Source organism: Anaeromicrobium sediminis (assembly GCF_002270055.1).
GTDB classification, from domain to species: Bacteria; Bacillota; Clostridia; order Peptostreptococcales; family Thermotaleaceae; genus Anaeromicrobium; species Anaeromicrobium sediminis.
Window position 1 is genome coordinate 52779 of the sequence record NZ_NIBG01000024.1, and the last position, 14123, is coordinate 66901.

Sequence of the window (14123 nt, forward strand, 5' to 3'; positions counted from 1 at the left end):
AAAAAATAAGGGTGCAAATTTGCATCCCTATTTATCTTGAATATATTTCTTTTATTATATCTTCTACTCCAGATTTATCATGTATAAAGTATGATAATCTATTTCTCATTACAGTGTCTCCAGGAATAGAATATGTCTTTAAACTATCACTATCCATACCAATGGCATCTGTAGCAAGTTTCACCGCATCTACTACAGACATGTCCGTTTCAATATATTTCATAACGGTATTGGCAACTACTGGTAATCTAAAACCTAATGCCTTTTTTAAAGCAGCCTTTATAAACTGTTGCTGAGTTTTAGTACGACCTAGATCTCCATTTGGATAACCCGTTCCATCGTTGCCCTTTCTAAATCTTAAAAACTGAATAGCTTTTTTACCATTTAACACTTGTGTACCCTTTTTTAAATCTATGTGAAGAGGTGGACTGTCATAAGGGTCATCATATTTCATATCCATAGGAATAGTCACCTTTACTCCCCCTAAGGAATCTACTACACTCTCTACACCTTCATATCTAACTTTCACATAATAGTCTATAGGAACATTACAAAGAACTTGGCTAATAGCTACCTTAGTTCCCGTTACACCTTCATCTCCATGAACTGCATTTATTTTTTTCTTATCTGGAGAATGATTTTTATTTCTCTCGTAGTAAGTATCTCTAGGTACAGATACTAAGTCTATATTATTAGTATCTGGGTCAAAACTTGCAAACATTATAGTGTCCGTTCTAGGCCCTTCCATACCTAGTAATAAAAAATTAATTCTCTCGCTTTTCTCTATTAAAATCTCCAACTCGCTCTTTGGTTCTTCCTTTGGCACTTCTTTTTCCTTTTCTTCTTCCTGTGGTTGCTCTACTACAACTTCCTCTGGAGGATTATAAAACTTTGTAAAGGCCCATACTCCAGCTCCAATTACCATTGTAAAACATAGAAATGCTATGAAAAATACCTTCATAAATGTCTTCATATTTATCTTCCTTTCAAATACATATCCATATATATTGTAACATATGTTAAAAACATAATAGTTAAAAATATATTACAAATAATAACATGAAATCTTTTCCACTCTTTTTTGTAATTTTTTGTTAACTATTTTTTCCCTAAAATAAATTACAATATATGTATTAATAATAAAGGGGTGAAGTATATGAATAACAAAAATCCATTAATAATTGTGGCCTTAATATTAACCTTAGGAGTTATAGTCTCCTCTGTTATAGTGACAAAAGGTTTTGTTCAAGTAAAGGCTAATAAAAATTCATTAACCGTTAAGGGTAGTGCTAAGAAGCAGATTAAATCAGACTTCGTTGTATGGAATGGAAGCTTTTCTGTTCAATCTAGTGATTTATCCTCTGCCTATTCAAAAATTAAAGAGGATGAATTGAAGGTAAAGAATTATTTAATTAATGCTGGTATTAAGGAAGATGACATAGTTCTATCCTCCATTTCAACTAGTACATATAATAAAATATTACCAAATGGCACTTATACCAATGAAATAGAAAGTTACAAACTCTACCAAACTGTTGAAATCAGATCTAGTGACGTAGATAAAATTACTAATATATCAAGGGAAGCTACAGACCTTATAAACAGTGGGGTAGAATTTAGCTCTAACGGACCTCAATACTTCTATACTAAATTAGCTGATCTAAAGATTGAGATGATAGAATTAGCAACTAAGGATGCTAAATTAAGGGCAGAAAAGCTTCTTCAAATTTCTAATAATACTCCAGGTCAACTATTATCTGCTAGAGTTGGTGTATTTCAAATAACACCCCTTTACTCTAATGAAATCTCAGATTATGGAATCAACGATACATCTTCATTGGAAAAGGAAATTACAGCTGTAGTATCCTGTGAATTTGAAGTGAAATAGATGAAAATAAAAAAATGCTGCGTGAGCAGCATTTTTATTTTTATCTATTATAGTTATAGAAACCTTCTTTAGTCTTTCTTCCTAATAGATTAGCTCTAACCATTTTTCTTAATAATGGATGTGGTCTATACTTAGAATCACCAAATTCATTATATAATACTTCCATAATAGCTAGGCATACATCAAGACCAACTAAATCTCCTAAAGCTAAAGGTCCAATTGGATGATTAGCACCAAGCTTCATAGCTTCATCTATGTCTTCCTTAGTAGCTACACCATCAGCTAATATTCCTACAGCTTCGTTTATCATAGGAATTAATACTCTGTTTACAACAAATCCAGGAGCTTCTTCTACTTCTACTGGAGTTTTTCCTATTTCCTTAGTTAATCCTACTATTACTTCCTTAGTTTCATCAGAAGTAGCAATTCCCTTAATAATTTCTACTAACTTCATTACTGGAACTGGATTGAAGAAATGCATACCAATAACCTTATCTGGTCTATTAGTAGCTGATGCTATTTCAGTTATAGATAAAGAAGAAGTGTTTGTAGCTATAATAGTATCTTCTTTACATATTTCATCTAATTGAGCAAATAATTCTTTTTTAGCTTCCATATTTTCAGTGGCAGCTTCTACTATTAGGTCGCACTCTTTCATTATGCTAATATCTGTAGACGTATGTATTCTACCCATTATTTCAGTTTTTTGCTCTTCAGTTAATCTTTCTTTTTTGATTAATCTGTCTAAGTTTTTAGATACTGTAGCTAATCCTCTTTCAATAGAAGAATCTCTTCTAGCTCTAACGCAAACTTCATAACCCTTTTGAGCAAAAACTTGGATAATTCCAGCTCCCATTGTACCTGTTCCTAAAACACCTATTTTTTTCATATAATGTTCCCCCCTAAATTATTTAGTTTCAAAATTTGCTTCACGCTTCTCAACAAAAGCAGTCATACCTTCTTTTTGATCCTTTGTTGCAAAACACAAACCAAATAAATTTGCTTCTACTTCAATTCCTGTATCAATATCACCTTGCATTCCTCTATCGATTGCCATCTTAGAGTATCTTACAGCTAATTGACCATTTTTAATTATACTTTGAGCCATACTAATGGCTTCATCAAGTAAGCTTTCCTTATCCACAACCTTGTTTACTAACCCAATGCTTTGAGCTTCTTCAGCTTTAATTATCTTTCCTGTAAATATTAACTCCTTTGCTTTAGCTACACCAACAAGTCTTGGTAATCTTTGAGTACCTGAAAAGCCTGGTGTAATACCTAATCCTACTTCTGGTTGACCAAATTTGGCCCTTTCACTTGCGATTCTTAAATCACAACTCATAGCAAGCTCACAGCCTCCACCTAAAGCAAAACCGTTAATAGCGGCTATAGATGGCTTTTCTAGCGTCTCAATTTTTCTAAAGACCCTTTGGCCTAGGATCCCAAATTTTCTTCCTTCTTCTGCATTTAAATCCTTCATTTGGGAAATATCAGCTCCAGCAACAAAGGCCTTTCCTTCTCCAGTTACTATAAGTACATCTACAGAATCATCTTCTTTTATATTATCAATAGCTTTATCTAATTCCAATAGTATTTGAGAATTTAACGCATTTAATGCATTTGGTCTATTTAACTTTAAAATAGCCATTCTATCTTTTTTTTCTAGAATTAACATTTCATAGTTCATATTTTTCCCCCCCAATTATAGCCTACAAAGAAATTATACATCTTCTAAGTAAAAATACCAACATCTATTTTTTCCTGTTTTCCATAAATACAGCCTGTCTAATGTTATATTCGTTAAATATATAACAATTCCTCCTATTTTCTTTTCTAATTATTCTGAAAACATATTATAGGTAAGGTCAACACTTTATTACTTTATGTTCAACCTTACCTATTTAGAACTTTTTTTTATATTAAAATATATTTAAATTAAAGTTTTTTACCTATAGATTAAATTCATTAGCTACAGCTTCTAAAGCCCTTTGTCTGTCCTTTGTATCTATAGTATAAGAAATTCGTATTTCGGAAGTAGTTACCTGCTTAAATTGGATATTGTTTCTAGCTAATATATCAAAGACCTTCGCAGCAACCCCTGATTGACTTCTCATACCTATTCCTACGACAGATAACTTTGTTATATCTTTCTCTATTTCTACGTTTATATTTCCTATTTTTTTCTCTACATTTTCTAATATATCAAGTATGATTTTTTCATCTGTCTTAGGAGCTGTAAAAGATAGGCTCACATGTCCTCCTGCTGGAGCTGTTTGACTTATCATATCTATATTAATATCCTTACTTGCTAGCTCATTAAAAATATAGCTTATATTTTGTATATCATATCTAACATTGTCTATAGTAACCATTAAATCCTTATCACTTAAAGATAATCCTGTTATTGCTTTACTTTCCATAGTATTGTCACTCTCCTTTATATAAGTTCCTTCCCACTCCCCTGTGTTTAATGCCACATAAACCTTTACTCCATACTTTTGTGCAATTTCAACAGATCTAGTTTCCATAACCCCTGCACCTAAACTTGCCATTTCAAGCATTTCCTCATAGCATATACTCTTTAATTTTCTAGCTGTAGGAAATAAGCGTGGATCTACCGTATATATTCCATCCACATCCGTGTATATTTCACAATCACAATCTAGTTTAGCTGCTAAGGCCACTGCCGTAGTATCACTTCCACCACGACCTAAAGTAGTTATATCTCCATTATTATTTACACCTTGGAAACCTGCCACAACTACCACTTTATCTTCACTTAAATGATTTTTTAAATTAGTCAAATCTATATCTTCAATCCTAGCCTTTGAATGAAACCCCTTAGTTTGTATACCTGCTTGCATGCCTGTCAAGGATACGGATTCACATCCTTCATTTTGAAGAGCCATACTCATTAATGATATGGATACTTGCTCTCCAGTGGATATGAGCATATCTAATTCCCTCTTATCAGGATTGGTATTTAAAGAGTTGGCCATATTTATCAAGCTATCTGTTGTATCACCCATAGCGGATACAACAACTACCACTTTATCTCCCTTTTCCCTTCTTTTTGATATTTTACTTGCTACTGCTTTTATTTTTTCTAAGGTAGCAACTGAACTTCCACCATATTTTTGTACTACTACGGCCATATGATTTACCTCCCCTATTCTCCTATATAAATATTTATTAAAGCTTTTATCTTATATTCTCCTATATAATCATTTATTAAAGCTTTTATATGGTTTTTTTACAATAAAAAAACAGCCAAAGCGTAAAAAGGCCATTGACTGTTATTTCTCCTTTTCACCCTTTGTGCATCAGCTCCTTATTGATAAAGTGGTGAATTTATCAATAACAGTCATATACCTATTAAGTATATGCCCAACATATAAATTTAGAGACAATTTACATATTTCGGCAATAATTCCTTTCCCATAAGATCCTAGAGTCTCTATCTCTCACCTGTGGTAATTATAATCATTGCAACCTCATAACACACAAACTAACATATTTAATTGTTTTATTTTTTCAAAAGTGCCTTTTATTAAAATTTTAATAAAAGTTTTTTATTTCTGACATTTTAGCATATATATAATTTATTGTCAATAAAATAGTATAGAAATGATTTTAAAGGGGGTATAACATGAGTATAATTAATAAAGTAAAACAAGGTATGATTGATAGCACTAAAATAATTAAGGACATTTCCTTTGATGTAACGGAAATGACTAAATTGAAAATGGCTCTTTCTAAGGATATGGCTAGTTTAGATGGTCTTTATTATGACCTTGGGAAAGCCCTTTATGAAGATTTTAAAAATAATAGTATTGAGAGCCTATCTGAAGAATCAATATGTCTTTTAGAAGAAATGAAAAAAATTGACTCTCGAATTGAAGAAAGTAAAAGTCATATCGATGAATTAAAGGGAATTTTAAAGTGTCCTCAATGCGAATTTGAACTAGAAGATCATGTGAACTATTGTCCAAATTGTGGTCATCCTGTAAAGGATACTTGTGCTTGTAAGGATGGGGGAACATGTGATGGTAACTGTGGCTGTAAACAATCACATGAAAAGGAAGATTCCCTTGAAGAATCCCTTCCAGTAGAAGAGTGTCCATCACTAGAAGAAGATCAAATAGAAGAGGATTTAGAACCATGTGAATGTGTAGCAAGTCCTATTGAAAGTGAAGAAAAAGACGCTGAGTAATTTTACTTAGCGTCTTTCCCTATTCTATCTCTTCTATCTCAAAGTCTAAATCCATAATCTGTTTTCTTAACTCTCTTTTCATCATTAATTCTTTTTCAGATAAATTATTACGATTTATTAAGTCTGTATATCGATCCATTAAATTGTTTCTTCTCTTGGTCAACATCTTGACATATTCCATTATAGAACTTCCTTCCCTTTTCGACTTTTTTCTACACGAATCTGTGTATTTCATTATACAAAAATTCATCTGATTTGTAAAGAATATTTAGACATCTTCAATTATTATTTTTGCATATTTTCATATTTATATACTATTTTTATTAAACCATCTATATTTTTCCCAAAATTTAGTATAATAATAAAGTAATTAAATATAAGGAGGACGTAAAATGAAAATCAAATTTATCGCTCACTCTTGCTTTTACATAGAGCACAATAACTTTAAAGGTCTTATAGACCCATTTATAAATGGGAATCCATCGGCTCATGTGGATATATCTGAATTTAAAGACATATCCCATCTATTTGTAACCCATGGCCACGGTGATCATTTAGGAGATAGTGTTTACTTAGGTCAACATTTTAATCCCCTTACAATAAGTAATTTTGAAATTTGCAATTATCTTAGTATGCATAAATTAACCTGTCATCCTATGCATATAGGAGGTTCCTATAATTTTGACTTTGGAAGAGTTAAAATGACACCTGCCCTTCATGGTTCATCTATACAAACGGATACAGGTGACCTATATGGAGGAAATCCAGGAGGATTCTTAATTGAAATAGATGGTAAAAAAATCTATCATGCAGGGGATACGGGCCTTACTATGGATATGAAACTCCTAGAAGATGAACATATTGATTTAGCTTTAATTCCTATAGGAGGAAATTTCACTATGGATATACATGATGCTGTCCGTGCTGTGGACTTTATAAAGCCTAAAAAGGTAATCCCAATGCACTATAATACTTTTGATCTAGTAAAAGCAGACCCAGAAGAATTTAAGAACTTAATAAAAAATTCAGAGGTTATCATATTAAATCCAAGTGAAGAAATTGAACTTTAGTATATAAAAGAAGAAAAACATATAGAAAGAAGGAAGATATATCATCTCTTCCTTCTCTTATCTTCATACATTTTTTCATCTGCCCTTTTAATACATTCTTTTATAGTAGATTTAAAGCCATATTCTTCATGACCTATACTTAGGCAAAGATCATGACTAAGAACTGAACTGTCCCTATTCCATCTATTCACCTTATATCTTATATTGTTTACAAGACCCTGAACCCTTTGTTTATTACTATCCACAAGACCTATTAAAAATTCATCTCCACCATATCTAACTACCACGTCCTTATGGGTAGTAGAACTCTTTAGTATATTGGCCACTTGGACCAGTACCACATCTCCCACATTGTGACCATAAAAGTCATTTATATATTTAAATTTATCTATATCTATTATGAAAATACTAAAAGAACTCTTGTTGTCTTTTATTACTTCTTCCTGAGTTTCTATGAATCTATTAAAATAATGCCTATTATATAAACCTGTTAAGGAATCTGTATTAGCTAACTCTTTTAACTCCTTATGGGCGACCTTTAGTTCTTTAGTCCTTTCCTCTACTAGCTTTTCCATGTTATTGTACATATATTTTAGATGGTTAGCCATTTCTTGTATCTTATTTCCTAGTACTTCTATTTCATCGCCACTCTTAATATCTATCTCAATATCAAAATTTCCTCGTCCAACTTCTTCTACTGTATCGGCTAACTTCAGTATGGGCTTTGTTAAATAAATTGTTATTAATACTCCTAAGGTTATTAATATGGCCCCAGCATAAATTACTTCAAATAAGAGCCTGCTATTTAAATTTTCGTGTATGTACTTATCTTCATCTATATATAAAACCATATATATGGACTCATCCATATTATGAGGTAAATCCATTTTTCTAAAGGCAATGACCTGCTTATTTTCCTTATGTACTAACATATCCTTATTATTACCGTCTATCATGTTAAGTATCTTCTCATCCTCAATTTGAGTCCATACCTTATCCTGCTCTGGATGAAATATATGTAATCCCTGTGAATTTATCATTATGGGAGCATTTTCATATCCGTTTCTTTTAACATAATTTTTTACTCTCTTCAAAAGCATGTCCATCTTTAGTTTTACTTTTATATATCCTACTAATTGATTTTCTTTATATACGCCCTGTACTAAAATATTACTATAGTTTTTTACATCCTTTTCCATATTCCCTATATATATTTGTCCCTTTTCTAATTTAGAAACGATTTCAGTATGAACAATTGTATTTTCACCATTGGAAAACTTATATAAGTCATCAGAATCTTTCCTTATACTTATAATCTCTTTTCCACTTTCATCTATATAGGCTACTTCATTATAATATCTTCTACTACTTATGAAAGTCTGTAGTTTATTAGATATGTGTTCTTTATCTACATCCTTCGTAATATTATTTTCTATAGATTCTGTTAGGGTATTTAAATCCGTCTCACAATAAACTAAAAACGACTTAAATATGTTTTCTATATTTTCATAAAAGTTTTCCATTTTACTAAATTCCTTTTCCTCTATGGCTGTTTTTACTTCTGTAAATCTTACATATTGTACAAACATAAGAGGTATGATACTTATTAATAGCAGGTACATTAGTATTTTAGCTCGTATGCTCCCCTTATTCATAAACTGGCCCCTCCTCCTTATATGAAGTATAATCGTACAAACTCAATAATATATGGAGTCATAAAGGCCGTCACAAGGCCTGCTATGCCTATAGATAAACTACTCATAGCTCCTACTAGTTCTCCCTCCTGTAAGGCTCTTGTAGTTCCTAGAGCATGGGTTGTAGTGCCTATGGCAATGCCCATGGCAATTTCATTGTCTACTTTGAAAAATCTAAGTATTTCTGGGCCAAAGGATGCTCCAAATATACCTGTTATGGCCACAAGGGCCGTAGTCAAAGGAGGTATTCCCCCTATGATTCTAGATACTTCCATGGCTATGGGCGTCGTAACGGCCTTAGGCGCCAAAGACAATAAAACTGGCTCACTAGCACCTAATACTATAGCCAGTCCAACAACGGACACTATAGACACTATGGTACCTATTAAAATTCCCATTAAAGCTCCATGGATATTTTTCTTCAAAACTTCCATGCTTTTATATAAAGGCACTGCTAATATTACAGTGGCAGGCCCTAGTAAAAAATTCAATATTTCATTTTGTTCCTTATATATTTCATAATCTATACTAAAAAACTTTAGAAATACTATTATAATAATAGAACCTATTAAAAGAGGATTTACTATGGGACTCTTAATTTTTTCATTTATATTCACACCTATTATAAATGCTCCTAAACTCAAACTTACTCCCCAAAATGGATTGTTTAAAAAAATTCCCTTCATTTTATATGCCTTCTTTCCTAGTAACTATATACTGTACTACCTTTCCCGTAACCACTAATCCTATAATTATACTAATTATGGTAGGAACCATTATAGCCATGAATTCTAATTTAATCATATGTAAATACATGATTATTCCCACTGCTGGACATATGAAGAAAACTGCTAAGTTATTTAATAATAAGTTTGCTGCCTTTTCCACCTGTTTTATTTTTATTACCTTTGTAACTAAACATATGGTTAATAAGACCATACCTATTACATTTCCTGGTATGGGAATACTAAATGTTTTAGAAATAAATTCTCCTGCAAAAAGCATAGTAAATATTATAAAAAATTGGTTTATGAGTTCCATAATAACCTCCTCTAAAATTTTCCTGTTAAATTATATCACTATATATATTTCATTAAAAGGTTTATAACAATTATTTTGTAATTACAAAATAATTAAAGGCCTATGCTTCTTAGCATAGACCTTTAATTGATTTCCCTTATAGTTTTTTAGCTTCTTCTATGGCTTTATCATAGTTGGGATGATTAGTTACTTCATCCACATATTCCACATATCTTACCACATCATCCTTATCTATAACTACTATACCTCTAGCTAATAATCTTAATTCATCTATTACAAATCCATAATTCATACCAAAAGATAAATCCCTATGGTCTGATAAAGTTACTACTTCATCTATCCCCTTAGCCGCACAGAATCTTTTCTGGGCAAAGGGTAAGTCCACGCTAATGGTTAAAATAAGAATATCATCTAACTTGGATGCTTCCTCATTAAAAGTTATAGTTTGAAGTTCACAAACTCCCGTATCTATAGATGGTACTACACTGATTATTTTAACCTTTCCCTTTGCATCATTTAAAGTATATGGGCTTAAATCCCCTTTTAATAGGGTGAAGTCAGGTGCCTTATCTCCCACCTTAATTTCATTACCTACTATAGTTACAGGATTTCCTCCCATAGTTATATTCCCTCTTTTATTTTCCATAATAATTGTATCCTCCTAACGAAATAATATATAATATATATATCCTAAAAACTAAATTTTAATCTCTCAAAGCCTTATATTTTACATTTGTATATTGACGACATTTGTTATATAATGACACTGGAGTATAATATAAAATGGATGGAGTGTTGAAATGAAAATACCAAAACTAAAAATAGGTGATTTAGTAGCTAACATGCCTATTGTGCAAGGTGGCATGGGAGTGGGCGTTTCCCTCTCTAACTTAGCTTCAGCCGTTGCTAACTGTGGTGGTATCGGCGTTATATCAGCTGTTGAACCTGGTTTTAATTTAGATGATTATTATAAAGATAAATTTAAAGCTAATATGGAAGGTTTAACTTATCATATAAGAAAAGCAAAGGAACTTGCTCCAGATGGAATTATTGGTGTAAATATTATGACAGTTCTTACAAACTTTGAAGAGATGGTAAAGCTCTCAGTAAAGGAAAAGGTTGACATTATATTTGCAGGAGCAGGTATGCCTATGAAATTACCAGCTTTAGTAAAGGGATCCTTAACTAAAATAGCTCCTATAGTGTCTTCTGGCAAGGTTGCTAAATTAATATGTAAGCAATGGGACAGAAAGCATAACTATATACCTGACGCTATCGTAGTAGAGGGACCAGAAGCAGGTGGGCATTTAGGATTCAGTCCTGAGCAATTAGAGCATAGAGAAGATTTTGCTTTAACGGATTTAGTTAAAGAGGTTTTAGAAGCTATAAAGCCTTTCGAAGAAAAATACAATAAAACAATTCCTGTAATAGCAGGCGGTGGACTTTATAGTGCAGAGGATATTTCAGAAGTATTAAAGGCTGGTGCTTCAGGAGTTCAAATGGCTACTAGATTTGTTGCCACAGAAGAGTGTGACGCAGCTATAGAGTTTAAAGAATCTTATGTAAATGCCACGGAAGATGATGTATATATTATAAAAAGTCCTGTTGGCCTACCAGGTAGAGCTATCTACAATAAGTTCGTATCTGACGTATACGAAAATGGTAAACCTAAAGGAATTAAATGTGTAAACTGTATTAAAACCTGTAATCCTAAGGAAACTTTATACTGTATTGCAGATGCTTTAATTCAAGCACAAAGGGGTAACTTAGATAAAGGTTTTGCCTTTGCAGGAGCTAAAGTTCATAAAATAAAAGAAATCACATCTGTTAAAAATATATTTGAAGAACTAAAAGAAGGATTATCAAAAATAGAGGAGTAATTATACTCCTCTTTTTACTTTTAATTCATTATAATAGTGGTGAAAACAGTTTTCCTGTAGACTCTTTTAATCTACTCACTATATTTCTATTTTTATGGTCCTCTAATATTATTTCCTTACTATGTTCTATATCCTCTTTAAAATCTTTCTCCATCCTGTTTACTAATTCCTCATCATATATAAAAGCATTTACTTCAAAATTAAGCCTAAAACTTCTTATGTCTAAATTTGCAGTACCTACAGATGCTGCAATGCCATCTACAAGCATTATTTTGGCATGCATAAAGCCTTTTTTGTACTGATATACCTTTACCCCTGCTTCTAAAAGTTCCTCCACATTGGACATACTAGCCCAAAATACTGTTCTATGATCTGGCTTATATGGTAGTATAATTCTTACATCTACTCCACTTAATGCAGCTGTCTTTAAAGCGGTCATTATACTTTCCCCTGGAACTAAGTATGGTGTGTTTATCCATATTCTTTTCTCTGCTGATGATATGATACAAAAATATCCCTGCATGATGGATTGCCAATCAGAATCAGGTCCACTGGCAGCAATCTGTATTAAATGCTCTCCGCAATGTCCTTGTGAGGGATAATATTCTTCATCAAAGGCTATAGTTTTTTCAGTTACAAATAACCAATCTCTTTGAAATATATTTTGAAGTCCATATACGACTTCCCCTCTCACCTTTAAATGACTATCTCTCCAAAATCCTAAGGTTTCATTTAGGCCTAAATATTCATCTCCAATATTTAAACCTCCTAAAAATCCTATCTTTCCATCTATGACAATTATCTTTCTATGATTTCTGTAGTTCAATTCCCTACTCAATAGGGGAAAATAAACTGGTAAAAATCCTTCGATTTCTATTCCATAGCCTCTTAATTCATTTAAATAGTTTTTACTTAATCTAAAGCTTCCTACACTATCATAAATTACTCTTACTTTTACTCCTTCTTTAGCCTTGTCCTTTAATATATTAAATATCTTACCTCCTATTTTGTCATTCTTAATAATAAAATATTCCATATGAATATGGCTTTGAGCCCCTTTTAGTTCCTTTATTATTTCATTAAATGTTTCTTCTCCATTAGTGAGGATTTTAGCCTTATTATTTAAAGTAAAAGGTGCATTTGCATTATTTATCATTAAATTTATTAATCTCTTTTTAACTATGGACTCATCAGAAGAAAATAAGTCCACATATTTCATAGTTTCCTTTTGAATCTCCACAGCCTTTTTAAAATAAGGGAAACCCGATTTTTTCTTTTTCTTAAATATCCTCTTTTTCCTTATATCCTGACCCATGAATAAGTAAAATATGAAACCTGGAAGTGGAAATGCAATTAAAACTAACAACCAGGCTATGGTCCTAGATGGGTCCCTACTCTCTAAAAATATGAATAGGGCTAAAAACATAATATATACTGAAAATAATATGCTCAAGTATTCTGTTACAGCCGATAAACTATATGCCCCATCACCCATATCTTCAAGGCCTGTAGAAAAGCCCGTATATAGTTGTTTGAGTTCAATCTTAACAAATAATCCTGTAATTTGAAATGCAATTATGGCTATAAAGCTAATTATTACTAATATAATAAATCCTGACTTTCCTCGTCTCATTCCTTCACCCCAAATACAAACCTTTATACTATTTTTACCCTCATGAGAAAAAGTAAACCCTATTATATAATATTCACCATAACAAGTTTTTTCCTTTAAAAAAATAATAATTTATATTAATTATGTGAAGAAGAACTGGTATCCAGGGGGTTGTGAACCTATTTATTTATATGACTGAAGTAAGTTCATACACATTTTGCTTAGAGCAACTTTTTTATAAATGAAAAAAACACTTACATAAATGTAAGTGTTTTACTGGCGGAGAAGGCGGGATTCGAACCCGCGCACCGGTATAATCCGATCTAACGGTTTAGCAAACCGTCCTCTTCAGCCTACTTGAGTACTTCTCCACAATATTTAAATGGTGCGGGTGGAGGGACTTGAACCCCCACGCCGTGAAGCGCTAGATCCTAAGTCTAGTGCGTCTGCCAATTCCGCCACACCCGCTGGTGGGAGTAACAGGGCTCGAACCTGTGACCCCCTGCTTGTAAGGCAGGTGCTCTCCCAGCTGAGCTATACTCCCATAACTAGCAACGTCCTACTCTCCCAGGCAGTTGCCCACCAAGTACCATCGGCGCTAAGAGACTTAACTTCTGTGTTCGGTATGGGAACAGGTGTAGCCCTCTTGCTATTATCGCTAGATTATTCTTTTGTAACGACAAAATCTATTATATCAAACTTCTTTAGCTTTGTCAATACTTTTA

Annotated in this window: 14 protein-coding genes, 3 tRNA genes, 1 rRNA gene and 1 riboswitch; of the genes, 4 read left to right on the forward strand and 14 right to left on the reverse strand. The window is 32.3% G+C overall.

From position 1 onward, the window contains the following. Positions 1–31 precede the first annotated feature (31 nt). Entirely contained in the window at positions 32–973 is a 942-nt protein-coding gene (locus tag CCE28_RS18495; protein WP_095135218.1) for an LCP family protein, read from the reverse strand. A gap of 183 nt (positions 974–1156) precedes the next feature. Between CCE28_RS18495 and CCE28_RS18500 the strand changes: the two genes are divergently transcribed. Continuing rightward, positions 1157–1888 carry an SIMPL domain-containing protein gene (locus tag CCE28_RS18500; RefSeq protein ID WP_095135219.1) on the forward strand — a complete coding sequence of 244 codons (732 nt, stop codon included), beginning with the start codon at positions 1157–1159 and terminating at the stop codon, positions 1886–1888. Between the two features lie 40 nt (positions 1889–1928). Here CCE28_RS18500 and CCE28_RS18505 read toward each other — a convergent pair whose 3' ends face one another. From CCE28_RS18505 to CCE28_RS18515, 3 genes are all read right to left on the reverse strand, one after another. Further along, entirely contained in the window at positions 1929–2777 is an 849-nt protein-coding gene (locus CCE28_RS18505) for a 3-hydroxybutyryl-CoA dehydrogenase (RefSeq protein WP_095135220.1), read from the reverse strand. 18 nt (positions 2778–2795) lie between these two features. Next, positions 2796–3575, reverse strand: a complete 780-nt coding sequence (locus tag CCE28_RS18510) for a short-chain-enoyl-CoA hydratase (protein WP_095135221.1) — start codon at positions 3573–3575, stop codon at positions 2796–2798. Between the two features lie 262 nt (positions 3576–3837). Next, on the reverse strand, positions 3838–5043 hold the full coding sequence (locus tag CCE28_RS18515) for an aspartate kinase (RefSeq protein WP_095135222.1): 1206 nt from the start codon (positions 5041–5043) through the stop codon (positions 3838–3840). 161 nt (positions 5044–5204) lie between these two features. Continuing rightward, positions 5205–5395: riboswitch (Lysine riboswitch) on the reverse strand. A gap of 142 nt (positions 5396–5537) precedes the next feature. Here CCE28_RS18515 and CCE28_RS18520 point away from each other — a divergent pair. Continuing rightward, on the forward strand, positions 5538–6101 hold the full coding sequence (locus CCE28_RS18520) for a zinc-ribbon domain-containing protein (protein ID WP_095135223.1): 564 nt from the start codon (positions 5538–5540) through the stop codon (positions 6099–6101). Between the two features lie 19 nt (positions 6102–6120). Here the strand turns inward: CCE28_RS18520 and CCE28_RS22350 are convergent, their stop codons facing one another. Beyond that, complete coding sequence (locus CCE28_RS22350) at positions 6121–6282, reverse strand: hypothetical protein (protein WP_176461910.1); 162 nt, start codon at positions 6280–6282, stop codon at positions 6121–6123. A 211-nt stretch (positions 6283–6493) separates the two neighbouring features. Here CCE28_RS22350 and CCE28_RS18525 point away from each other — a divergent pair, with 211 nt between their 5' ends. Next, on the forward strand, positions 6494–7171 hold the full coding sequence (locus CCE28_RS18525; RefSeq protein WP_095135224.1) for a metal-dependent hydrolase: 678 nt from the start codon (positions 6494–6496) through the stop codon (positions 7169–7171). Between the two features lie 41 nt (positions 7172–7212). Here CCE28_RS18525 and CCE28_RS18530 read toward each other — a convergent pair whose 3' ends face one another. The 4 genes from CCE28_RS18530 to tpx all read right to left on the reverse strand — a co-directional run bounded on the left by CCE28_RS18530 (position 7213) and on the right by tpx (position 10552). Continuing rightward, the gene (locus CCE28_RS18530; RefSeq protein WP_095135225.1) at positions 7213–8826 is read right to left on the reverse strand and encodes a GGDEF domain-containing protein; all 1614 of its coding nucleotides are present in this window, start codon (positions 8824–8826) and stop codon (positions 7213–7215) included. Between the two features lie 17 nt (positions 8827–8843). Continuing rightward, the gene (locus CCE28_RS18535; protein WP_095135226.1) at positions 8844–9551 is read right to left on the reverse strand and encodes an LrgB family protein; all 708 of its coding nucleotides are present in this window, start codon (positions 9549–9551) and stop codon (positions 8844–8846) included. 1 nt (position 9552) lies between these two features. Then, positions 9553–9906 (reverse strand): CidA/LrgA family protein, encoded by a 354-nt coding sequence (locus CCE28_RS18540; protein ID WP_095135227.1) that lies wholly within the window; start codon positions 9904–9906, stop codon positions 9553–9555. Positions 9907–10042: 136 nt separating this feature from the next. Beyond that, positions 10043–10552, reverse strand: coding sequence for a thiol peroxidase (tpx, locus tag CCE28_RS18545; RefSeq protein WP_095135228.1), 510 nt, complete (start codon positions 10550–10552; stop codon positions 10043–10045). A gap of 154 nt (positions 10553–10706) precedes the next feature. On the opposite strand from tpx, the gene CCE28_RS18550 reads away from it, so the two are divergent. After that, positions 10707–11786, forward strand: coding sequence for an NAD(P)H-dependent flavin oxidoreductase (locus CCE28_RS18550; protein WP_095135229.1), 1080 nt, complete (start codon positions 10707–10709; stop codon positions 11784–11786). 28 nt (positions 11787–11814) lie between these two features. Here CCE28_RS18550 and cls read toward each other — a convergent pair whose 3' ends face one another. The 5 genes from cls to rrf all read right to left on the reverse strand — a co-directional run bounded on the left by cls (position 11815) and on the right by rrf (position 14061). Further along, a complete protein-coding gene (gene cls / locus CCE28_RS18555) occupies positions 11815–13419 on the reverse strand; it encodes a cardiolipin synthase (RefSeq protein WP_242973027.1) in 1605 nt (534 codons plus the stop codon). 256 nt (positions 13420–13675) lie between these two features. Then, a tRNA-Ser gene (locus tag CCE28_RS18560) sits at positions 13676–13769 on the reverse strand. 12 nt (positions 13770–13781) lie between these two features. Beyond that, positions 13782–13866: transfer RNA gene (locus tag CCE28_RS18565), tRNA-Leu, on the reverse strand. Continuing rightward, a tRNA-Val gene (locus CCE28_RS18570) sits at positions 13867–13942 on the reverse strand. A gap of 2 nt (positions 13943–13944) precedes the next feature. Beyond that, a 5S ribosomal RNA gene (gene rrf, locus CCE28_RS18575) occupies positions 13945–14061 on the reverse strand. Positions 14062–14123 lie beyond the last annotated feature (62 nt).

What these genes read in the sequence shown, in the direction of transcription:
- cls (WP_242973027.1), bottom strand. Translation starts at nt 13,419, where the DNA reads ATGAGACGAGGAAAGTCAGGATTTATTATATTAGTAATAATTAGCTTT.
- CCE28_RS18505 (WP_095135220.1), bottom strand. Translation starts at nt 2,777, where the DNA reads ATGAAAAAAATAGGTGTTTTAGGAACAGGTACAATGGGAGCTGGAATT.
- CCE28_RS18530 (WP_095135225.1), bottom strand. Translation starts at nt 8,826, where the DNA reads ATGAATAAGGGGAGCATACGAGCTAAAATACTAATGTACCTGCTATTA.
- CCE28_RS18520 (WP_095135223.1), top strand. Translation starts at nt 5,538, where the DNA reads ATGAGTATAATTAATAAAGTAAAACAAGGTATGATTGATAGCACTAAA.
- CCE28_RS18535 (WP_095135226.1), bottom strand. Translation starts at nt 9,551, where the DNA reads ATGAAGGGAATTTTTTTAAACAATCCATTTTGGGGAGTAAGTTTGAGT.
- CCE28_RS18510 (WP_095135221.1), bottom strand. Translation starts at nt 3,575, where the DNA reads ATGAACTATGAAATGTTAATTCTAGAAAAAAAAGATAGAATGGCTATT.
- CCE28_RS18525 (WP_095135224.1), top strand. Translation starts at nt 6,494, where the DNA reads ATGAAAATCAAATTTATCGCTCACTCTTGCTTTTACATAGAGCACAAT.
- CCE28_RS18550 (WP_095135229.1), top strand. Translation starts at nt 10,707, where the DNA reads ATGAAAATACCAAAACTAAAAATAGGTGATTTAGTAGCTAACATGCCT.
- CCE28_RS18500 (WP_095135219.1), top strand. Translation starts at nt 1,157, where the DNA reads ATGAATAACAAAAATCCATTAATAATTGTGGCCTTAATATTAACCTTA.
- tpx (WP_095135228.1), bottom strand. Translation starts at nt 10,552, where the DNA reads ATGGAAAATAAAAGAGGGAATATAACTATGGGAGGAAATCCTGTAACT.
- CCE28_RS18540 (WP_095135227.1), bottom strand. Translation starts at nt 9,906, where the DNA reads ATGGAACTCATAAACCAATTTTTTATAATATTTACTATGCTTTTTGCA.
- CCE28_RS18515 (WP_095135222.1), bottom strand. Translation starts at nt 5,043, where the DNA reads ATGGCCGTAGTAGTACAAAAATATGGTGGAAGTTCAGTTGCTACCTTA.
- CCE28_RS22350 (WP_176461910.1), bottom strand. Translation starts at nt 6,282, where the DNA reads ATGGAATATGTCAAGATGTTGACCAAGAGAAGAAACAATTTAATGGAT.
- CCE28_RS18495 (WP_095135218.1), bottom strand. Translation starts at nt 973, where the DNA reads ATGAAGACATTTATGAAGGTATTTTTCATAGCATTTCTATGTTTTACA.